The organism is Streptomyces sp. NBC_01267, from assembly GCF_036241575.1.
Classification (GTDB): Bacteria; Actinomycetota; Actinomycetes; order Streptomycetales; family Streptomycetaceae; genus Streptomyces.
In genome coordinates this window covers 436,992-459,031 of sequence record NZ_CP108455.1, presented here as the reverse complement: position 1 = coordinate 459,031, position 22,040 = coordinate 436,992, and the positions used below count along the sequence as shown (strand labels likewise).

The 22,040-nt window shown below is 70.5% G+C and carries 16 protein-coding genes; 10 read left to right on the top strand and 6 right to left on the bottom strand.

The genetic code is table 11. The features are described 5' to 3' along the window. Positions 1 to 36: 36 nt before the first annotated feature. From OG709_RS02250 to OG709_RS02235, 4 genes are all read right to left on the bottom strand, one after another. Complete coding sequence (locus OG709_RS02250) at positions 37 to 933, bottom strand: carbohydrate ABC transporter permease (protein WP_250300023.1); 897 nt, start codon at positions 931 to 933, stop codon at positions 37 to 39. Next, positions 930 to 2,123: a carbohydrate ABC transporter permease gene (locus OG709_RS02245; RefSeq protein ID WP_250300017.1), complete on the bottom strand. Its 1,194-nt coding sequence runs from the start codon at positions 2,121 to 2,123 to the stop codon at positions 930 to 932. The genes OG709_RS02250 and OG709_RS02245 overlap by 4 nt, the downstream gene beginning before the upstream one ends. A 79-nt stretch (positions 2,124 to 2,202) precedes the next feature. Then, positions 2,203 to 3,444, bottom strand: coding sequence for a sugar ABC transporter substrate-binding protein (locus OG709_RS02240; protein ID WP_329164572.1), 1,242 nt, complete (start codon positions 3,442 to 3,444; stop codon positions 2,203 to 2,205). 117 nt (positions 3,445 to 3,561) lie between these two features. Then, positions 3,562 to 4,614, bottom strand: coding sequence for a LacI family DNA-binding transcriptional regulator (locus OG709_RS02235; RefSeq protein WP_250300009.1), 1,053 nt, complete (start codon positions 4,612 to 4,614; stop codon positions 3,562 to 3,564). A 174-nt stretch (positions 4,615 to 4,788) separates the two neighbouring features. On the opposite strand from OG709_RS02235, the gene OG709_RS02230 reads away from it, so the two are divergent. The 8 genes from OG709_RS02230 to OG709_RS02195 all read left to right on the top strand — a co-directional run bounded on the left by OG709_RS02230 (position 4,789) and on the right by OG709_RS02195 (position 16,449). Next, positions 4,789 to 6,978, top strand: coding sequence for a glycogen debranching N-terminal domain-containing protein (locus tag OG709_RS02230; protein ID WP_266644509.1), 2,190 nt, complete (start codon positions 4,789 to 4,791; stop codon positions 6,976 to 6,978). Then, positions 6,969 to 7,979, top strand: a complete 1,011-nt coding sequence (locus OG709_RS02225) for an acetylxylan esterase (RefSeq protein WP_266644511.1) — start codon at positions 6,969 to 6,971, stop codon at positions 7,977 to 7,979. The genes OG709_RS02230 and OG709_RS02225 overlap by 10 nt, the downstream gene beginning before the upstream one ends. Before the next feature lie 195 nt (positions 7,980 to 8,174). Continuing rightward, positions 8,175 to 9,683 carry an aldehyde dehydrogenase family protein gene (locus tag OG709_RS02220; protein ID WP_329164569.1) on the top strand — a complete coding sequence of 503 codons (1,509 nt, stop codon included), beginning with the start codon at positions 8,175 to 8,177 and terminating at the stop codon, positions 9,681 to 9,683. A gap of 71 nt (positions 9,684 to 9,754) precedes the next feature. Next, positions 9,755 to 11,314, top strand: coding sequence for a GMC family oxidoreductase (locus OG709_RS02215; protein ID WP_266644519.1), 1,560 nt, complete (start codon positions 9,755 to 9,757; stop codon positions 11,312 to 11,314). After that, positions 11,314 to 12,396, top strand: a complete 1,083-nt coding sequence (locus OG709_RS02210; protein WP_266644521.1) for a quaternary amine ABC transporter ATP-binding protein — start codon at positions 11,314 to 11,316, stop codon at positions 12,394 to 12,396. Before OG709_RS02215 ends, OG709_RS02210 begins: the two co-directional genes overlap by 1 nt. 58 nt (positions 12,397 to 12,454) lie before the next feature. Then, positions 12,455 to 14,449, top strand: coding sequence for an ABC transporter permease (locus OG709_RS02205; RefSeq protein WP_329164566.1), 1,995 nt, complete (start codon positions 12,455 to 12,457; stop codon positions 14,447 to 14,449). A 3-nt stretch (positions 14,450 to 14,452) separates the two neighbouring features. Continuing rightward, complete coding sequence (locus OG709_RS02200; protein WP_266644524.1) at positions 14,453 to 15,460, top strand: ABC transporter substrate-binding protein; 1,008 nt, start codon at positions 14,453 to 14,455, stop codon at positions 15,458 to 15,460. A 188-nt stretch (positions 15,461 to 15,648) separates the two neighbouring features. Beyond that, on the top strand, positions 15,649 to 16,449 hold the full coding sequence (locus OG709_RS02195) for a VOC family protein (RefSeq protein WP_250299986.1): 801 nt from the start codon (positions 15,649 to 15,651) through the stop codon (positions 16,447 to 16,449). Between the two features lie 49 nt (positions 16,450 to 16,498). Here the strand turns inward: OG709_RS02195 and OG709_RS02190 are convergent, their stop codons facing one another. Then, on the bottom strand, positions 16,499 to 17,908 hold the full coding sequence (locus tag OG709_RS02190) for a glycoside hydrolase family 76 protein (RefSeq protein ID WP_329164564.1): 1,410 nt from the start codon (positions 17,906 to 17,908) through the stop codon (positions 16,499 to 16,501). 214 nt (positions 17,909 to 18,122) lie between these two features. Further along, positions 18,123 to 18,857: an SDR family NAD(P)-dependent oxidoreductase gene (locus tag OG709_RS02185; protein WP_250299976.1), complete on the bottom strand. Its 735-nt coding sequence runs from the start codon at positions 18,855 to 18,857 to the stop codon at positions 18,123 to 18,125. A gap of 304 nt (positions 18,858 to 19,161) precedes the next feature. On the opposite strand from OG709_RS02185, the gene OG709_RS02180 reads away from it, so the two are divergent. Further along, positions 19,162 to 20,916, top strand: coding sequence for a ricin-type beta-trefoil lectin domain protein (locus OG709_RS02180; RefSeq protein ID WP_250299973.1), 1,755 nt, complete (start codon positions 19,162 to 19,164; stop codon positions 20,914 to 20,916). A 256-nt stretch (positions 20,917 to 21,172) separates the two neighbouring features. Next, on the top strand, positions 21,173 to 22,036 hold the full coding sequence (locus OG709_RS02175; protein WP_250299968.1) for a universal stress protein: 864 nt from the start codon (positions 21,173 to 21,175) through the stop codon (positions 22,034 to 22,036). The last annotated feature ends 4 nt before the right edge of the window (positions 22,037 to 22,040 follow it).

Sequence of the window (22,040 nt, the reverse complement as noted above, 5' to 3'; positions counted from 1 at the left end):
TGCTCCTCCCTGACCGCTGCTACTTCCCGGCCACTGTCACTGTTTGACCGCTCCGGAGTTCGCGCTGCGCACGAAGTGCCGCTGGAAGGCGAAGAACAGCACGGCCACCGGGACGGTCGCGAGCAGCGCCGCGGTGAGCTTGAGCGGGTACTGGGTGCCCGCGCTCAGGCTGCCCGAGACGAGATGTGCCAGACCGGTCGTCAGCGTCTCGTACTGCGGGGACTGGGTGGCCACCAGGAAGTGGGTGAACTCGTTCCACGAACCCTGGAACGAGAGGATCGTCAGGGTGATTAGCGCGGGCCTCGCCATCGGCAGGACCACCGACCAGAACGTACGGAAGATGCTCGCCCCGTCGATCCTGGCCGCCTCCTCCACCTCCCTGGGGACCGACACGAAGAACTGCCGCATGATGAACACGCCGGCCCCGTCCACCAGCAACGGGATCACCATGCCGGCGTAACTGTCGAAGATGCCCAGCTGGTTGAGGACCAGGAACTTGGGGATCAGCAGCACCACACCGGGCACCGACATCACCGCGAGCAGCCCGTTGAAGAGCAGGGCGCGCCCGCGGAAGTCCAGCCGGGCCAGCGCGTACCCGGCCAGCGAGTCGAAGAAGACCCGCCCGGCGGTGATGAAGAGGGTGACCAGTGCGGAGTTCGCCAGCCACCGGGTGAACGGCACGGCGTCGCCGGTCCCGCCCAGCCCGAACAGCCGCCGGTAGGAATTCAGCGAGAACGGGTCCGGCAGGAGCGACAGCGGATGCGCGGCAGCGTCCGGATCGGTCTTGAGGGACGTCACGACCTGGATGACGAACGGCAGCAGGTACATCAGCCCGACACCGGCGAGCAGCAGGTACACGACCGTGCGCACGGTGCGGTCCCCCGTACCGCCGGTCGGACGGCGACGGGCCGTGGTGGTGGTCCGGCTGCTCATGAGGTCCTCCTGCGGGGGAACCGGCCACGCGTACCGGTGCCGGCCGCGTCGCGGTCGCGGAGCAGCACGCGCTGCACCACGGTCATCGCCAGGATGATCGCCAGCAGGATGAAGGCGATCGCTGCCGCGCGCCCGTAGTCGGCATCCTGGAATCCGGCGGTGTACGAGAGGAACGCGGGGGTGAGCGTGGTGTTGGCGGGTGCGCCCTGGCTCATCACGTAGACCGCGTCGAAGACCTGCCAGGAGCCGATCAGTCCGAGGGTGACCACCAGGAACAGCACCGGCCTGAGGGCCGGGAGCGTGACGTTGCGGAAGGACTGCCAGCGGCTGGCGCCGTCCAGCAGCGCCGCCTCCTCCAACTCGGCGGGGACGTCCTGGAGCGCGGCGAGGAAGATCAGCATGTAGGTGCCCGAGGTGGTCCACACCGCCAGCACGATGATGGTGCACATCGCGATGGACGGCCCGGACAGCCAGTCCCACCAGGACAGTCCCAGGAATCCGTGGGCCGCGAGCGCGGGCACCGGCCTGTCGGGGTCGACGATGCCGAGCATGCCGAGCAGGCTCCACACCAGGCCGTGGGCGTCGGTGAACCACTTCGGTCCGGTGATGCCGACCCACTTCAGCAGCGCGTTCACCGCGCCGCTGCCCTGGAACAGGAAGAGGAAGACGGTCGAGATGGCGATGGAACTGGTCACCGAGGGGAAGTAGAAGACGGTCCGGAACAACCCTTTCCCCTTGATCCGGCGGCTGTTGACGGCGATGGCCAGCCCCAGCGAGAGGGCCGTCTGCAACGGCACCACCAGCAGGACGTAGTACAGGTTGTTGCGTACCGACGTCATGAACAGTTTCCGGTCCTGCCCCTCGCGGGTCAGCAGATCGGTGTAGTTGTGCACTCCTACGAAGTCGGCGGCGCCGCTGAACGGGTTCGACTGCCCGTCCCAGTGCAGCATGCTCACCCACAGGGCCATCCCGATGGGCAGCAGCAGGAACAGCCCGAGGACGATCACCATGGGGCTGACGAACAGCCACCCCCACATTCCCTGGCGGCCCTTGATACCGGTGCCTCGGCGACCCCCGGGGCCGCGGCGTCCGCGCTGCGTTCCGGCGCCGCGGGCGCGGCCGGCCGGTCCGGCGCCGGCACCTCCGGCCCCCACCGGCACCGCGACGGCGCCGTTGCCGTGCTGGCTCATTGTTCTCTCCTCCTGCGCCCGCCGGTGGGGCCCGGCGGGCGTCGTGCGACATCAAGTGGAACCAGGTGCTGCAGACGGGTCAGTTGCCGCCCTTGAGTACCTGCTCACCATTGGTCTGCAGGTCGGAAAGGATCTTCTTGGGATCGGCGGTCGCCAGCCCGGCCAGATCGGTGTCGAACTGGGTCAGCACCTTGGTGAACCCGGGAACGGTGACCGGGCCCTGCGCGTACGCCGCCCCGTCGCTGAACGCCTTGTCCTGCGGGTGCTTCTCCTTGAAGGTGGCCAGTGCGCTGTCCCGCGACGGCATGACCCCGAAGGCATCGGCGAAGGACAGCTGCTGCTCCGCGGTGGTGAGCGCCTTGACCAGCGACACGGCGGCGGCGTGGTGGGAGCTCTTGTTGGCGATGCCCCAGCAGGTGCTGAAGGACAGCGTGCCCTTGCCGGACGGCCCCTCGGGCAGGGCGACGACCTTGTAGCCCACGGACGGGTAGTCCGTCTTCATCGCCCCGGTCAGCCAGTTGCCCTCGATGGTCATCGCGGCCTTCTGCGTACCGAGCGCCTCGCCGCCCCAGCCGGTGTCGACCTGCTTGGGGTACTTCAGCACGCCTTCGCCCAGCAGCTTCTTGAGGTACGTCAGCGCCTTGACGTTGGCGGCGCTGTCAGCGGTCACCTTGGTCTGCCCGGCGTCGGTTATCCATCCGCCGGACTGCTTGAGGAAGCCGCCGAGCTCGTTGTACGAGCCGTCCACGACCAGACCGGTGACCTTCTTCGTGGTCAGCCTCCTGGCGGTCTTCTCCAGGTCCTCCCAGGTCTTCGGGTAGTCGGCCTCGGTGAGACCGGTATTCTTCCACATCGTGGTGTTGACCGCCAGCGCCAGGGTGGAGCTGTCCTTGGGCGCGCACATGAACTTGCCGCCGTAGCTGAAGGACTTGCGCAGCGACGCCGAGAAGTCGTCCTTGTCCGCGAGCTGGTCCCCGTAGGCGTACAGCGAGTTGCCCTTGGCGTAGTTGGCGAAGACCGACGAGCCCACGTAGAAGACGTCCGGCGGCTTGCCTCCCGCCAGCGCCTGGCCGAGCTGCTGGTCCAGATTCTGGGCGGGCACCACCGTGACGGTGTTGCCGGTCTTCTTCGCCCAGGCCGCAGCCGCTGTCCTGACGGCCTTCGTCTCGGCGTCGCCCGAGGAGCCGATCATCACGTTGAGGCTCTGTTTGCTCTTGGTGTCCTGTTCGGCGCTGCTGTTGCTGCCGAAGTTGGACGAACACCCGGTGAGCAGGAACGCGCCGCACACAGCGGTGGCGGTCGCGGCTCTGCGTACTGTCATCGTTTTCTCCAGGGCTTTCTGTACGGGACGGAGAGACGCCGAAGGCGGAGCTGAGGCGTGCAGGGTGAAGGTGAAGGTGGTGAGGGTGAAAGTGAAAGGGGGCGGGGCAAAGGGCCGTTACGGGCGGAGCGTGGTCGCAGAGCTCTCCCGGACCACCAGTTCCGGTGCCAGCAGGATCTGCTCCGGCTCGACCCGCCGGTCGTTGATACGGGACATGAGCAGCCGGGTGCACGCCCGGCCGACCTCCTCCAGCGGCTGGCGGACGCTGCTGAGGCTCGGGGAGAGCAGACCGGCGGCGGGGGAGTCGTCGAAGCCGACCACCGCCACGTCCCTGCCCGGACTCCGGCCGCTGTCGCGCAGCGCCCGGTAGCAGCCCAGCGCCAGGGTGTCGCTGGCCGCGACGACCGCCGTGGCACGCGTCAGGACAGGTCCCACCGCGTCCCGTGCGGCGTCCACGTCGTCCACCGAGGACACCCGTAGTTCGCGTACGGGCAGACCGTGCTGCCGCATCGCCTCCCGCCAGCCGCGGGCCCGGTCGTCGCCGACACCGGAACCGCGCGGCCAGCCGAGGAAGGCGATCTTGCGGTGACCGGCGGCCACCAGATGATCGACCGCGGCCCCGGTTCCGTGGGCGCCGTCGACGTCCACCCAGTCACTGATGTCGCGAGCGGCCCAGGTCCGGCCGAACGCGACGAAGGGAACGCCGTGTTTGTGCAACCAGGCGTGCCGGCGGTCGCCGCGGTAGGTGTTGCTGAGCACAAAGGCGTCGACCGAGTGTTCCCGCAGCAGATCGTCGTAACGCTCGGTCTCGTCGTCCCCGCCGATGGGGGCGGCGAACAGCAGCATGCGGTACCCGGCCTTGTCCGCCGAGTCCGACAGTGCGTGCAGGAAGTGATCGTGCACGGGCGTCGACAGACCCGGTGGCGTCGGCTGGATGCCGTATCCGATCAGCCGGCTCGAACGGGTGCGCAGCGAGCGGGCGGCCTGGTGCGGACGGTAGTCCAGCTCGGTGATCGCGGCCCGGACCCGCTCCAGTGTCCTCGGTGCCAGCAGCTCGGGGGAGTTGAGCGCGTTGGAGACCGTCTGCGTGGACACTCCCGCGCGCTGGGCTACCAGAGCCAGCGTGACCGGCGCGTTTCCGCGCCCGCCACCAGGGGTTGTACGTGCCACCAACAGCCTCCGTCATCCGTACGCCGCCCACTCGAAATGCGGCGCTGCATCTGCGATGGATCGATAAAACTCTCTTCAACACCAGCTTGGCAAGGGCTAGGGTGAATTTTGATCGATCCAAAATCCGCGGTCCGCAACCGCGATCCCATGAACGAGAGGCGCCACCCAGTGAACATGGCCGTCCAGGGACACCCCGCCGGGGGCCCTCCGCCCACGGACGTCGTCACCGAGGGTCTGCAGCCCTTCCTGCATGACACCTGCACCACGCTCTACGCCCCCAGCCTGGTGCTCTCCAGGTCGCACGGGGACTTCGCGGGCGGAGCCGACGGGTTCTTCCACGGCGATCGCCGGATGCTCGCGACGCTGTCCCTCCAGGTCCGGAACATCCCGCTGGCACCGGTCGGCACCGTGCTGATATCCGCCGAGCAGACCGTCTTCCGGGCAGTTCTGCGCGGTGTGGGTGAGCACACCGCCGACCCCGCGGTCACCCTCCTGCGCCGCCGCTCGGTCGACCCGGGCACCCTGCGCGAGGACGTGGAGATCACCAACGCCGGGCTCCAGGAGGTCCGGTTCGCGATGACCCTCACCGCGGGGACCGATCTGGCGCGGATGGCCGACGTCAAGGCAGGCCGGCCCCGTCCCGCGCTGCCCGCCCGTGCCGAGGGCGACGGCCTGGCCTGGAGCGACGGGGAGGTCACCGTCCGGCTGCGCCCCGCTTCCGGGTCCCCGCGGATCGAGCCCGCCGACGGCGCGCTGCACTACCAGGTGACGATTCCTTCCGGCGGTACCTGGCGGACGTCCGTCGAGTGCACCGTCGTCGACGCGGAGCCGGACCAGTTCCCGGCCGTGGCCCGTGACGCCGTACCGTGGTCGCCCGTCGAACTGCGCAGCGCCGACCGGCGCCTGGACCGGCTGCTCGCCCGGTCCGTGGACGATCTGGGGCGGCTGCTGCTGTCCGACCCGCTCGACCCGGGTGACCGCTTCCTCGCGGCCGGCTCCCCGTGGTTCCTCACGCTCTTCGGGCGGGACTCCCTCTGGGCCGCGCGGATGCTGCTGCCGCTCGGCACCGAACTGGCCGCGGGCACCCTGCGCACCCTCGCCCGGCGGCAGGGCGCGGTCACCGACCCGGACACCGAGGAACAGCCCGGCAAGATCCTGCACGAAGTCCGCCGCGACGAACGCGACTTGGCAGAGGGACCCGTTCTGCCGCCGGTCTACTACGGAACCGTGGACGCCACCCCCCTCTGGGTGATCCTGCTGCACGACGCCTGGCGCTGGGGTCTGGATCCCGAGCAGGTACGGGACTTGCTGCCGCACATGGAGGCCGCCCTGGAATGGCTCGCCACCCACGGCGACGCCGACGGGGACGGTCTGCTCGAATACATCGACACCACCGGCCACGGCCTCGCCAACCAGGGCTGGAAGGACTCCGGCGACTCCATCCGCTGGCGGGACGGCCGCCTCGCCGAGGCCCCCATCGCGCTGTGCGAGGTGCAGGCGTACGGCTACGAGGCCGCGCTCGCCGGGGCCGCGCTGCTCCGTGCCTTCGACCGGCCGGGCGCCGAACGCTGGGAGGAGTGGGCCGCCCGGCTGCGGGTCCGCTTCCGGGAGAGCTTCTGGGTCGAGGACGCGTCGGGCCGCTACCCGGCGGTGGCGCTGGACGCCGACAAGCGCCCGGTGGACGCGGTCACTTCGGGCTTCGGCCATCTCCTGGGCACCGGGCTGCTCGACCCGGAGGAGAGCGCCCTGCTCGCCGCCCGCCTCGCCGGACCCGAGCTGGACTCCGGCTTCGGACTGCGGACCCTCAGCACCGACTCCACCGGGTTCAACCCCTTCGGCTACCACATCGGTTCCATCTGGCCGCACGACACCGCCATCGCGGTGCACGGCCTGGTCAGGGCCGGATTCCCGCGCGAGGCCGCCTCGTTGGCCGCCGGACTGGTCGAGGCCTCCGCGGCCTTCGACGCCCGGCTCCCCGAACTGTTCGCGGGCCACGGATCCGCCGTCGACAGTTCCCCCGCGCCCTACCCGGCGTCCTGCCGCCCGCAGGCCTGGTCGGCGGCCTCGGTCGTACTGCTGCTCCAAGCGGCCCTCGGCCTGGAGGCGGACGTGCCCGGCGGCACGCTGCGCCTGGCCCCGCACGCCTCGGACGGCCTGGGCCCGCTGGACCTGAGCGGCTTCCAGGTCGCCGGCGCCCCCCTGTCCGTATCGCTCGACGCGGCGGGCCGGGCCCGGGTGGACGCACCGGACCAGCTCACCGTCCGGGGCGCCGAGCGCGGGGCGCACCCGAATCCGCCCCCGCACGACCCGGCCCGTCCGGAACACACCACCCCCGGAACCGGGGAGCTGCCCCCGTGCCGCTGATGGACAAACCCCTGGAGGAGCTGCGGAGTTACCTCCCGGACCGGGAGGAACCCGAGGACTTCGACGCCTTCTGGACCGAAACCCTCGCCGAGGCCCGCCGTCACGACCGGCCCGCGGTCTTCACCCCGTACGACGCCTGCCTGACCGAGGTGAACGTCTTCGACGTGAGCTTCCCCGGCTTCGGGGGCGACCCGGTGGCCGGCTGGCTGCTGGTCCCCGCCTCCGCCACCGGACCACTGCCCTGCGTGGTCGGCTTCCTCGGCTACGGCGGCGGGCGCGGCTTCCCGTACGAGTGGCTGACCTGGCCGTCCGCCGGGTACGCCCATCTGCTGATGGACACCCGCGGCCAGGGCGGCTCACTGCAGCCCGGTGCCACCGGCGACCCGCACGGCAGCGCCGGTTCGTCGTCGCCCGGCATGGTCACCCGCGGGATCCAGGACCCGGCCGACTACTACTACCGCCGGGTCTTCACCGACGCGGTACGCGCCGTGGACGCCGCCCGCAGCCACCCGTCGGTCGACCCCGAGCGCATCGTCATCGCCGGCGGCAGCCAGGGCGGCGGCATCGCGCTCGCCGCATCGGCACTGGCCGACGGGGTGACCGCCGCCCTGGTCGACCAGCCGTCCCTGTGCCACTTCCGACGGGCACTCGACGTGGTGGAAGGCAACGCCTACCGCGAGATCTGGACGTATCTGCGGACCCACCGCGACTCCGCGGAACAGGTCTTCCGGACCCTGTCCTACTTCGACGGGGTCAACTTCGCCGCGCGGGCGCACGTTCCCGCGCTGTTCTCGGTGGCGCTGATGGACGACATCTGCCCGCCGTCGACGGTCTTCGCCGCGTACAACCACTGGGCGGGGCCGCGCAGCATCCGGGTGTGGCCCTGGAACCGGCACGAAGGAGGGGGCTACTTCCAGGACCTGGAGCAGCTGCGGTTCCTGCGGGCACTGCGGTCGGACGGCCCCACGGGGCTCGACAACGGGCCGCTGTACACGGCCTGACGACGGAGCAGGTCAGGCCCGCCGGCCACGCACCAGTGCGTTCGCCGGGGCGGGCCGGACCGGTTCCGTACGTTCTTTCGGTGAGCCGGATCACTTTCCGGTGACATTCAGGAATAGGTAAAGAGCAATCGGGGAGGTGACCAAGTCGCTGGTCGGAACCAGTGGCAAGTGCTGGGTAAGGAAAGGCAGAACAACGTGTCGGCAGCAGAGACCATTCATGTAGACGGGGTGTGGCGAGCCGCCGCATCCGGCGCCGTACGGGAGGTTCTCGACCCCGCCGATGCCCGGCCGTTCCGTACCGTGGCGGAGGGCGGCGCGGCGGACGCCGACGCCGCGGTCCTGGCAGCGCACCGCGCCTTCGACGGCGGACAGGGCACCTGGCCGCGCACCCCGGTGGCCGAACGCGCCGCCCTGCTCCGCCGGGTCGCCGGACTGCTGCAGCGGGACCGTGAGGAGCTCGCGCTCATCGAGAGCCGCGACACCGGCAAGACCCTGGAAGAGGGCCGGGTGGACGTCGACGACGTCACGAACGCCTTCGGTTACTTCGCCGATCTGGTGACGAACGAGAGCGGCGGCCGGGTCGTGGACGCCGGATCGCCCGATGTGCACAGCGTGGTCGTGCACGAGCCGGTCGGCGTCTGCGCCCTCATCACGCCCTGGAACTACCCCCTGCTGCAGGCCAGCTGGAAGATCGCACCGGCTCTCGCGGCGGGCAACACCTTCGTCGTCAAGCCCAGCGAGGTCACCCCGCTGTCCACCGTGCACCTGGTGAAGCTGCTGGTGGAGGCCGGTCTGCCCGCCGGAGTGGCGAACATCGTCACCGGACCGGGCGTCCCCGTCGGCGCCCGGCTGGCCGAACACCCGCAGGTCGACCTGTTCTCCTTCACCGGCGGACTGGCCAGCGGCACCAGGGCCGCACAGTCCGCGGTCGCCGGGGCGAAGCGGATCGCACTGGAGCTGGGCGGCAAGAACCCCAATGTGGTCTTCGCCGACGCCTGCGCCACCGAGGACGGCTTCGACACCGCCGTCGACCAGGCCCTGAACGCCGCCTTCATCCACAGCGGCCAGGTCTGCTCGGCAGGCGCCCGGCTCATCGTCGAGGAGTCCGTCAAGGACCGCTTCGTCACCGAACTCGCCCACCGCGCCGAGAAGATCAGGCTCGGCCGGGGCACCGCCGACGGCGTCGAGTGCGGACCGCTGGTCTCCCAGCAGCAGCTCGACAAGGTCGAGGCGTACGTCGCCTCCGCGCTGGCCGAGGGCGCGAAGCTGCGCTGCGGCGGACAGCGCCCGGAACCGTCCGAACTGCGGCCCGCCACCGGCTACTTCTACCTGCCCACCGTCCTGGACGGCTGCCACCGCGAGATGAAGGTCGTCCGTGAGGAGACCTTCGGCCCCATCCTGACCGTGGAGTCCTTCCGCGACGAGGAGGAGGCCGTGGCCCTCGCCAACGACACCGAGTACGGACTGGCGGGCGCCGTCTGGTCGGGCGACACCGCCCGCGCCCGGCGCGTCGCCGCCCGGCTGCGGCACGGCACCGTCTGGATCAACGACTACCACCCCTACCTCCCGCAGGCGGAGTGGGGCGGCTTCGGCAAGTCGGGCATCGGCCGGGAACTGGGCCTCTCGGGCCTCGACGAGTACCGCGAGTCGAAGCACATCTACGAGAACCTGCGGCCCGCACCGGTCCGCTGGTTCGCGGGCTGAGCCCCTCTCTGTTCACCGCGTCACGTCTTCAGCGCGCCAGCACTTCGCAGAAGCAGAAGGAGCCACGCCTCATGCCCTCCGAGATATCCACGCTCACCGCCGACTACGTCGTCGTCGGCGGCGGCACCGCGGGTTCGGTGATCGCCTCCCGGCTCACCGAGGACCCCGGTGTCAGCGTCGTCGTCGTCGAAGGCGGCCCGACCGACATCGACCGCGACGACGTCCTCACCCTCCGGCGCTGGCTCGGCCTGCTGGGCGGCGACCTCGACTACGCGTACCCCACCACCGAGCAGCCGCGCGGCAATTCGCACATCCTGCACAGCCGCGCCCGGGTGCTCGGCGGCTGCTCGTCGCACAACACGCTGATCTCCTTCAAGCCGCTGCCCGGCGACTGGGACGAGTGGTCCGAGCGGGGCGCCGCCGGCTGGGACGCGAAGTCCATGGACCCCTACTTCGACAGGCTCCGCAACAACATCGTCGCCGTGGACGAGAAGGACCGGAACGCCATCGCCCGGGACTTCGTGGCGGCGGCCCAGCAGGCCGCGGACGTCCCGCGGGTCGAGGGGTTCAACAAGGAGCCCTTCCACGAGGGCGTCGGCTTCTTCGACCTCGCCTACCACCCGGAGAACAACAAGCGGTCCTCCGCGTCGGTGGCCTATCTCCACCCGCACATCGAGGCCGGGGACCGCCCCAACCTCCGCATCATGCTGGAGACCTGGGCCCACAAACTGGAACTGGCGGACAACCGGGTCACCGGCGTGCACGTCCGTACCAAGGACGGTGAGGAGATCCTCCTGCGGGCCGGGCGCGAAGTGCTCGTCTGCGCGGGCGCGGTGGACACGCCGCGGCTGCTGATGCTGTCCGGCATAGGCCCACAGCAGGACCTGGAAGCCCTGGGCATACCCGTCGTGCACGACCTGCCGGGCGTCGGCGAGAACCTCCTCGACCACCCCGAGTCGGTCATCGTCTGGGAGACCGACGGACCCATCCCGGAGAACTCCGCGATGGACTCGGACGCCGGGCTCTTCGTACGGCGTGACCCCGGATCCCGCGGGCCCGACCTGATGTTCCACTTCTACCAGATCCCGTTCACCGACAACCCCGAACGTCTCGGCTACGAGAAGCCCGAGCACGGAGTGTCGATGACACCCAACATCCCCAAGCCGCGCAGCCGCGGACGGCTCTACCTCACCAGCTCCGACCCCGAGGCCAAACCGGCCCTGGACTTCCGGTACTTCACCGACGAGGACGACTACGACGGCCGGACACTGGTCGACGGCATCCGCCTCGCCCGCGAGATCGCGAAGACCGAACCGCTGGCCCACTGGCTGAAGCGCGAGGTCTGCCCCGGCCCCGAGGTCACCTCCGACGAGGACCTCAGCGAGTACGCCCGCAAGGTCGCCCACACCGTCTACCACCCGGCGGGCACCTGCCGCATCGGCGCGGCCGACGACGCCCTGGCCGTGGTCGACCCCGAACTGCGGGTCCGCGGCCTGTCGGGCATCCGCATCGCCGACGCGTCGGTCTTCCCGACGATGCCCGCGGTCAACCCGATGATCGGCGTCCTCATGGTGGGCGAGAAGTGCGCCGAACTGCTGGCCGCGGCCCCGAAACCGGGAGGTGACGTCTGATGGCGACCACCGCACCCGCCCCCGAGCCCGCGACGGACCCCCGCGCACTCGTCTTCTCCGTCCGTAATCTGTGGAAGGTCTTCGGACCCAGGGCCGACCGGATCCCCGGCGACGCCTCGCTCACCGGACTGTCCGCCGAGGAACTGCGCGAGCGCACCGGATGCACCGCGGCCGTCCGCGATGTCTCCTTCGACGTCCACGAGGGCGAGGTCTTCGTGGTGATGGGGCTCTCCGGCTCCGGCAAGTCCACCCTGGTCCGCTGCCTGACCCGGCTCATCGAGCCCACCAGCGGCAGCCTCGGCATGGACGGCGAGGACGTCCGGGCCATGGACAAGGCCCAACTGCGAGAACTGCGCAGGCACCGGGCCGCCATGGTCTTCCAGCACTTCGGTCTGCTTCCGCACCGCACGGTCCTGGACAACGTCGGCTACGGGCTGGAGATCCAGGGGGTGGGCCGGGCCGAACGACGCGCCAGAGCAGCCGAGTTCATCCGGAAGGTCGGCCTCACGGGCCTGGAACAGCGACGGCCCAGCGAACTCTCCGGAGGCCAGCAGCAACGCGTCGGCCTTGCCCGCGCCCTGGCCGTGGACCCCGAAGTCCTGCTGTTCGACGAGCCGTTCAGCGCACTGGACCCGCTCATCCGGCGCGACATGCAGGAAGAGGTCGTCCGGCTGCATAAGGAAGAAGGCCGCACCATGGTCTTCATCACCCACGACCTGTCCGAGGCACTGACACTCGGCGACCGCATCGCCCTCATGCGCGACGGAAGGATCGTGCAACTCGGCACCCCCGAGGAGATCGTCGGATCCCCGGCCGACGACTACGTACGGGACTTCGTCCGTGACGTGCCGCGCGAACAGGTCCTCACCGTTCGCCGCGCCATGCGCCCGGCAGTCGGCGCGGAGGGCGACGAGGACGAGAGCCTCGACCCCACCGCGCTCATCAGTGACGCCATCGACGTCGTCGTCCGCGCGGGCCGTCCCGTCCGCGTCGTCCAGGACGGACGCTGCCTGGGCGTCGTGGACCACGCCTGTCTGCTCTCCGTCGTGTCCCGGCTGGACAGGGCGGAGGTGGCCGCCTGATGCGCCCGCATCCGACTCCGGGCACCACCCCCGCCCGTACCGTGCGGCGGAGGCGGGCATGACGGCCACCACCGCCGACTCCGCCGGCACCGGCACCCCGCGGTCCGCGAAGGACGGCGCGGAGCGGCTCCGGGCCGCGCTGCTCCACCGATGGCCGGGCAAACTCCTGGTACTCGCCGTCGTCGCGGCCGTCCTCGTGCCGGTCGCGAACGCCCACTGGGGCAGTGGACTGTGGCCCGGCGCGCTGACCGTGGACGTCTCCCGGCCCCTGGGAGATGTCAGTGACTGGATCATCGACAACCGCGACACCCACCCGCTGTTCCTGTACTTCCTCGGCTACCTCAGCAATGCCGTGATCATCGCCGTGCGAGCCGTGTACCTGCTGCTCCTCGCCCTGGGCTGGACCGGCGTCACCGCCGCCGCCACACTCGTGGCCTGGCGGGTCGCCGGACCGCGCATCGCCCTCACCGCGCTGATCTCGTTCCTGGTCAGCGGCCTGCTGGGCATGTGGGTGCCGACCATGCAGACACTCGCGCTGATGGTGGTGGCCGTCGTCGTCTCCGCCGTCGTAGGCGCTGTCCTGGGACTGGCGGGCGGTCTGTCCGACCGGCTCTTCCGGCTGCTGCGCCCTGTCCTGGACACCATGCAGGTGCTGCCCGCCTTCGCCTATCTGCTGCCGGTGGTCCTCGTCTTCGGCATCGGCGTGCCGGCCGCTCTGCTGGCCACCGTCGTTTACGCGGCCCCGCCGATGGCCCGGCTCACCGCGCTCGGACTGCGCGGCGCCGACGCCGGAGTGCTGGAGGCCGTCACCTCACTGGGCTCCACCGCCCGGCAGCGGCTCATCACCGCGCGGCTGCCGCTGGCCCGCAAGGAAATCCTGCTCGGGCTCAACCAGACCATCATGATGGCGCTCTCGATGGCCGTCATCGCCTCACTCATCGGCGCCGCGGGCCTCGGCGACCGTGTCTACCAGGCCCTGGCCTCCGTGGACGTCGGCGGCGCCCTGGCCGCCGCCGTCCCGATCGTGCTGCTGGCCGTCGTCATGGACCGCACCACCGCCGCCGCGGGCGCCCGGCTGGGCAGCGAACCCAGCGGTCCCCGGGCCGTACGCGGCCGGCGCGGCTGGGCCCTCGCGGTCGCCGTCACGGCCGTTGTGGCGGTCGCGGGCAGGCTGGCCGGATCCACGCTCTGGCCGAACGGCGCCACGATCGCCATCGCCCGGCCCGTCAACGACTTCAAGGGCTGGATGGTCGACCACCTCTACTCCGGTGTCCCGGTGGTCGGTGGCACCGCCGACTGGGCCGCGCACTTCACGTCCTGGGTCCTGGACCCGCTGCGGGACGGACTGACCGGCCTGCCCTGGTGGGGCGCGCTGCTGATCGTCGCCGCCCTGGCCTGGCTCATCGGCACCTGGCAGACGGCCCTCACCGCGGTGCTCGCGCTCTGCGCCATCGGCGTCCTCGGCATGTGGAAGCCCTCGATGGACACCCTCTCCCAGGTCCTGGCGGCCCTGGCGGTCACCCTCGTCGTCGGCTTCGGCATCGGGGTGCTCGCCGCGGGCAGTCGCCGGACCGAAGCCGTACTGCGGCCCGTCCTCGACGTCATGCAGACCATGCCGCAGTTCGTGTATCTCATCCCGGTCGTCGCGCTCTTCGCCGTGGGCCGCGCACCCGCCGCGGCGGCAGCAGTCGTCTACGCGCTGCCCGCCGTCATCCGCATCACCACCCAGGGTCTGCGACAGGTCGACCCCGCGGCGGTGGAGGCCGCCCGGTCGCTCGGTGCCACCCGCTGGCAGACGCTGCGCCAGGTCCAACTCCCGCTCGCCCGCCCGGCTCTGCTGCTCGCCGTCAACCAGGGCGTGGTCCTGGTGCTCGCCGTGGTCATCATCGGCGGCCTGGTGGGCGGCGGCGCCCTCGGCTACGACGTGGTCACCGGACTGGCGACGGGTGACCTCGCGGTCGGACTCGTCGCGGGCGTGGCCATCGTCTGCCTGGGGCTGATGCTCGACCGCGTCACCCAGCCCACCGAACGCCGTACCAGGAAGGGAGCCTGAGCCATGACCGGTACCCGCATCACAGACAGCCGTCGGGCCACGATCGCCGCGACGGCCCTGGCAGTGGGCGCCCTGCTGGTCGCGCTCAGCGGCTGCGGCGCGGCCGACATGACCAAGCAGTCCTCGCCGTTCGCCGCGGCCAAGGGCGCCAAGTCCGTGACGCTCTCGGTGCAGAGCTGGGTCGGGGCCCAGGCGAACGTCGCCGTGGCCACGTACCTGCTCGAACACGAGATGGACTACCGCGTCGACACCGTCCAGGTGGACGAGATCCCCGCCTGGGACGCGCTCAGCCAGGGCCGCGTCGACGCGATCCTGGAGGACTGGGGCCACGCGGACCAGGAGAAGCGGTACGTCGAGGAGAAGAAGACGATCACCGCCGGCGGAGATCTCGGAGTCACCGGCCACATCGGCTGGTTCGTGCCGAAGTACTGGGCGGACGCGCACCCCGACGTCACCGACTGGAAGAACCTCAACAAGTACGCCGGTCAGCTGCGTACGGCGGAGAGCGGCGGCAAGGGCCAGCTGATGGACGGCTCGCCGTCCTACGTCACCAACGACAAGGCGCTGGTGAAGAACCTCAAGCTGAACTTCGATGTGGTCTTCGCCGGGTCGGAGGCCGCGCAGATCACCCAGATCCAGCAGTTCGCCAAGGCGAGGAAGCCCTTCCTCACGTACTGGTACGAGCCGCAGTGGCTGTTCAACGAGGTACCGATGAAGGAGGTCGCACTCCCCGCCTACACCGCGAAGTGCGGGGACAAGGGGATCGAGGACCCGAAGTCCGTCGACTGCGCCTACCCGTCGACTCCGTTGCAGAAGTACTTCAACACGGAGTTCACCAGGACCGGTGGTGACGCCGCGACGTTCCTGAAGAACTTCAGGTGGACGAAGGACGATCAGAACAAGGTCTCCGCGATGATCGCCTCGCAGGGCCTGACCGCCGACGAGGCGGCCGAGCGCTGGGTGAAGCAGAATCCGGACATCTGGAAGAAGTGGCTTCCCGGCAGGAAGTGACCGTCGGGCCGTACGGGTGAGGATGGAGGTCCGTCCGCAGGCCCCGGACCCGCTTCCCGTTTCGGCAGGGGCGTGCGGCCGGTAACCATCGGACAAGAGCCGATGGCTGCCGTGCCCGTCGAGGAAGAGGCATTTCCGGGCCGCGGGCGGCGGGCGCCACCACCACCCGTACGACGGAGGATCTCCCCATGCTGACGACCGACTACGTCCCGGGCGCACCGAACTGGCTCGATCTCGGGTCCCCGGACACCGACGCCGCTGTCGCCTTCTACACCGCCGTGTTCGGCTGGACCTTCGAGCCCGCGGGTCCGGACGCGGGCGGCTACGGCTTCTTCCAGCGGGACGGCAAGGTGGTCGCGGCCGTCGGCCCGTTGACGGAGAAGGGGGCGGCATCCGCCTGGACCGTCTACTTCCACACGCCGGACGCCGACAGCACCCGCAACGCCGTCGAGCAGGGGGGAGGCAAGGTCCGCGTCCCCCCGACGGACGTCTTCACCGCGGGGCGGATGGCGGCGTTCACGGATCCGACGGGCGGTGAGTTCGGAGTGTGGCAGCCGGGCGAGAACGCTGGCCTTCAGACGGTCATGGAACCCAACTCGCTCTGCTGGACCGAGCTGCACACCACCGACGCGCAGGCGGCGAAGGGCTTCTACCGGTCGGTCTTCTCCTGGCAGTACGAGGACATGCCCATGGGCGACGGAATGGTCTACACCGTCGTGTCCGCGGCGGGCGGCGGCAAGGACGACGACACGTCACAGGGCGGCATCATGGCCCTCCCCAAGGAGAACGTCCGGGCCGGCTCGACATCGGAGTGGCACCCGTACTTCGGGGTCGAGGACTGCGACGCCACCTTCGCGGCGGCCACCGAGCGAGGTGCCACGACCCTGATGCCGCCGAGCAACGCGCCGGGCGTCGGACGGCTGGCGCTGCTGAAGGACCCCGCCGGGGCGGTCTTCGCGCTGATCAAGGGCGACCCGTCGATGACCTGACCGGATACGCGGGGGCAGTCGAGTGCCCCCGCGCGGTCGGCCCGTCGGCTCAGCCCGCGGGAGCCGCGTCGAGCAGATCGAGCGTGCTCTGCTGGCAGCCGTAGTCGGGCGTACCGGCCCACGGCCCGTTCCAGTGCGGCCCGTACATGTCGAGGGCGTTGCGGTCCTTGTCGTGGGCGGCGTTCGCCCACCGGGCCAGCGGCGTGTCGTAGGGGTGGCCGGTCAGCTCGCCGTTGAGCTTGCCGAGACCGCGGACGTAGGCGCCCTTGAAGGAGGGGCCGTCACCGGTGCAGTCGTCGGACTCACCGGGCTCGCGCAGCACCCCGTCGGTCTCCAGCCGGGTGGTGGAGGCGTCGGCCAGGGTGCGCGCGGTGTCCAGCAGGGTGTTGTCCCCGGTGGCCCGGTGCAGTTCGGCCAGCCCGCCGAGGATCACGCCCTGGTTGTACGTCCAGGTCTGCTGCCCGTTGTTCGAACAGCCGTCGTCCAGGCCGTCGTTGATCATGTGGTCGGAGTTGATCATGCCGCTCGCGCTGAACCACGACCACTCCTTCTCGGCGCGGTCCAGATAGGCCGAGTCGCCGGGGATGCGGTTGTGCAGTGCGGCGTTGAGCTGGAGGAACAGCTCGTTGGTGATGGCGTTCTTGTAGGTCTTGTTCTCGTTCCAGAGAACACCGCCTCCGCAGGCGCCCGTCCAGTTGGCGAACATGTGGTCGGCGTCGGCCCGCGCGGTGTCGAGGTACCGGCTGTCGCCGGTCAGGTCGTACGCGGCCACCCAGGCCAGCCCCCACCACCCGGTGTCGTCGAGATAGTCGTTGGTGAAGTTGCCGCCCTGCGCGTCGATGTTCTTGTCGTAGGTGCTGGAGACGGCGTACGTGTAGCTGGGCATCCCGCTGACGCGGATGTTGTCGATGACCGCCGTCAGCGCGTTGGCGCTCGTCCACCAGCCGTTTCCCCCGAACAGGCCGGAGTTGCGGTCGAAGGACATCATCAGTGCGGTCGCGGCGGCGGTGCTCCTGCTTCCGGCGTTCCAGTCGACACGCGCCCACCCGGTACAGGCGATCTCCGGGCGGTCCCCGGCCTTGCCGCAGGCCCGGAGCGCGCCCACCCCCGCGGTGTTCCAGTCGTCGACGTTGTACATCTGGGAGCGCCAACCCCCCGATCCCTGGGGTGTCCTGGTGTCACCCAGTTTGCTGCCGGAGGCCCAGGTCCGGCCGCCGTCGAAGGAGCGGTCCAGCCAGACCTCGTCCCCGGGGTTGCCGTTGTCGATCGAGGCCCATCCCATGACATCGTTGTCGGAGAGGTGCAGTTGGATGCTGCGCGAGTAGATGGTGGTGTTCACCGGGACCCGGTCGGACGAGGCCGCCGAGGGGTCGCGGGCGTCGCAGTACTTGTTGCAGAGGGCGGACCGGGCGTCGGCGGACGCCACGGACGGGAGCGAACCGAGCAGCAGGCACGACATCACTGCCAACAGTGCGCTGCGTCTACGTGGTGAGGGCATGTGAGCCTTTCCGGGTCGGTGGGCTGACCGGGGCCTCGCGCGAAAGGGCGGGGCCGGCGAGGGCGTGCCCGGGACGGAACGGGCGATCAAAATATCAGGAACATGTCAATCTTGGGGGTGCCGGTCCCCGGCCGGGCGCGGGGCGGGGAGCGGCCGGGCGCCCGGCCGGATCGGACTACCGGCCTCCGGCCACCCGCAGGACGGCCCCCGTGGTGTACGAGGCGTCGTCCGACAGGAGCCACGAGACGGCGCCGGCGATCTCGTCCGGGTTGCCCGCCCGCCCCAGGGGTACGGTCGAGGCCAGTTTGTCGGGGCGCTCGGGGTCTTCGTGGAATTCGGTCCGGACGAGGCCGGGCGCCACGGCGTTCACCCGGATCCCGGCAGCCGCGACCTCCTTCGAGAGGCCGACGGTCAGCGCGTCGACGGCGGCTTTGGCCGCGGCGTAGTGGACGTACTCTCCCGGGCTGCCGAGGGTCGCCGCGGCGGACGAGATGTTCACGACGGCCCCGCCGCCGGTCCGGGTCAGGTCGCGGACGGCCCGGCGGGCGCAGAGCAGGTATCCCATGACGTTGACGTCCAGGGCGTGGCGGATGCCGGCCGCGTCCGCTTCGGCGAGCGGACCGAGCGGACCGCCGACTCCGGCGTTGTTCACCAGGCCGGTGACCGGGCCGAGTTCGGAGGCCGCGGTCTCGAAGATCCGGTCGACCGCGGCCTCGTCGGTGGTGTCGACGCGTACGGTCACGCAACGGCGGCCCGTCTCGCGCACCGAGGCGGCCACGGTCTCGGCCGCTGCGGCGTCGGAGCGGTATCCGAGAGCGACATGGTGACCGTCGTCGGCCAGCCGCCTGCAGATGGCCGCGCCGATGCCGCGGCTGCCGCCTGTGACCACAGTGACCAACTGCCGGCTCATGGGATACCTCTGGCTTTCGTGCGGATGACGTGACGGACCGGGGCCGGCGCGGGGTTCGCGCCGGGGCTTCCACCCTACGGAGCGGCTGTGGACCGCTGTCGGCGGGACGCGGAAGCGCGCCCGGTGCGACTGTGCGGCCTTCTCCCGGTCGCGACGATCGCAGCTCGGTCTGAGCTGAAAATGATCGGTACTGCTCGAAGTGGCGGAGTTTCAATCACCTATTGACGTAGGGCCGTTGGTGCGTTGCACTGATGGCCATCTGATTCGTTGTCATGCACGCGTATCAATGTCAGGAGTCGAAACCATGAGGAGCCGACATCAGTCGCGGCGCCCGAGACGTGTCGCCTTGACGGCGACGGTGGCAGCGGCACTGGTGGGCGCGCTGCTGGCCCCCGCGGCAGAAGCGTCCACGACCGCCACCAGTCCGCAGGGCCACGCGCTGGCGGTGACCCCACCGATGGGCTTCAACAACTGGGCCCGGTTCGGCTGCGGGCCCGACGCCCCCAATCCCGGTGACACCGGCCCCACCGAGAGCCTGATCCTCGGTCAGGCCCGCGCTCTGGTGGACAACGGGCTTGCGGCCAAGGGCTACCGGACCGTCACGGTCGACGACTGCTGGATGACCCACGCACGCGACGCGCAGGGCGCCCTGGTCACCGACACCGGCAAGTTCCCCCGGGGCATGGCCGACCTGGGCCGCCGACTGCACGACATGGGGCTGAAGTTCGGCATCTACGAGGACATCGGCACGTACACCTGCGGTGGTTTCCCCGGCAGTTGGAACCACTTCCAGCAGGACGCCGACCAGTTCGCCGCCTGGGGCGTGGACTACATCAAGCTCGACGGCTGCAACATGCCGTCGGAGGCGGACAGCGCGAGCGGTTACATCAAGGCGTACAAGGACTTCGGCGCCGCGATGAAGGCCAACTCCTCCAAGCGGGACATGGTGTTCTCGGAGTCGTCGCCCGCGTACTTCTCCATCGGCGTCTCCGACCTGTCCGACTGGTACACGGTCATCGACGGAGCCTCGCAGAGCGGGCAGCTGTGGCGCGAGGGCAATGACGTCAAGATGTTGCACATGGGCGGCTCGGCCTGGGACAAGACGTCCAACGGCAGCGGAGTGATGACCCAGTACGGGTACAACTCGCTGCTCGCGCGGTACTCGGGGCCGGGTGACTGGAACGACCCGGACTTCCTGATCACCGGGGACGGGCTGACCGACGCCGAGTCGCGGACCCAGGTGTCGCTCTGGGCGATGATGGCCTCGCCGCTGATCCTCAGCACCGATGTCGCAGCGCTGTCCGCGCCGTCGCTGAAGACCCTCGGCAACAAGGACGTCATCGCGGTCGACCAGGACGGTCTGGGGCGGCAGGCGGGTGTCGTCTCGCGTGACGGCACGGTGGACGTCCTCGCACGGCCGCTCGCCAACGGCGACCGGGCCGTCGCACTCCTCAACCGCGGTACCACCGCGGTCCCCGCGAGCACCACGCTGGCCGGGGTCGGATTCACCGGAAGCCAGTGCCGGGCCAAGGTCAAGGACCTCTGGACGGGCGCCACTTCGACCACCGACGGAACCATCGGCGCCACCCTCGACGCCCACAGCACCGCCGTCTTCCGGGTCACTCCCGGAGCGGGCTGCACCGGTCAGCAGCCCACCGGCCAGCTCACCGGGATCGGCGGCAAGTGCGTCGACGACAGCGGTTCGGGCACCGCGGCCGGCAATCCGGTGGTCCTCCACAACTGCGACGCGGGCACCAACCAGCGGTGGACGCTGCCCGGCGACGGCACGGTGCGCACCCTCGGCCAGTGCCTGGACGCCTCGTACCGGAACGACGACAGCAGGTACACCGGCTACTGGGCGGTACTGGAGCCCTGCGACGGCCGTGCCACCCAGAAGTGGTCCTACCAGCGCAACGGTTTCCTCCAGAACACCGGCCTGACCGGCCTGTGCCTGGACGATTACGCCTCTCTCACCGCCGACGACAACCCGCTCATCGTCGGCGACTGCGGCACCTCCCGGCCGAACCAGCAGAATCAGATCTGGGCCCTGCCCACCTGATCCGCGCCGCACAGGTCAAAGATCGAGCGAGCCGGAAACGGGGCCGGGACGGCGCATCCGCTGTCCCGGCCCTCCGCTGTCCCGGCCCTACGGCGTCGGGGCGTCCGGCGTGAGGCTCCGGACACCGGCACCCGGAGCCGGAGCGAGAGGCGGTTCGTCCCGGTGCGGTGCAGAATGTGAGGCGGCTGCCCGCGGTCGAAACGGCGGATCCACCGGAGCGTCGACGAGGCGGACCCGCCGGGAACGGAGCATCGACATGACGCCGATCGTCACCGTCGGCCTGGACAGCACGTCCGAGGCGTTGTCCGCCGCCCACTGGGCGGCCCAGGAAGCAGAGTCGCGCCACGCGACCCTGCGCGTGCTGCACGCGTGGGTACCGGTACCCGAGGACCCGGCCCGGCAGGCCGTGGAGGGCGACCGGAACGACTGGCCCCAGTGGATCGTGGACCGGGCGCGCCGCGTCATCGAGGAGCGCTACCCGGGCCTGTCCGTCATGGAGGACCTGATCGCCGAGGACCCGGCGCACGCGCTGCTGGAAGCCGCCGGGGAGTCGGAGCTGCTGGTCCTCGGCTCGCGGGACATGGCGCCGCTGGCCAGCTACTTCCTCGGCGACATCGGTCTGCACGTGGTGGCACGGGCCGGGTGCCCGACCGTTCTCGTCCGTGCGCGCCGGGACACCGGGCCCGTGGCCCAGGACGGTGACGTGGTGGTGGGGCTGGGTCTGCACGGCCCGTACGACGCCGTGTTCGAGTTCGCCTTCGAGGCCGCGGCCAGACGGGGCGTCGCACTGCGCGCCGTGCACGGCAGAAGCCTCCCGGCACCCGCCTACACCCGTGACGGGATCGACCCCTTCGTGTCGGGTGAGGTCGCCAAGGAAGCCCAGCGGGAACTCACCGAGGCGCTGCGCCCCTGGCGGGCGAAGTTCCCCGGAGTGCGCACGGTCGACCGGGTGCTGATGGAGAGCCCCGCGAGCGCCGTCGTACGGGGCGCCGCGGGCGGCGGACTGCTGGTCGTCGGCCGCCGCAGGAACCGTCCCACCTGGTCGTCCCCGGTGGGACACGTCCTGTCGGCAGCCGTGCACCACGCGCCCTGCCCGGTGGCGGTCGTCCCGCACGGATGAGCCG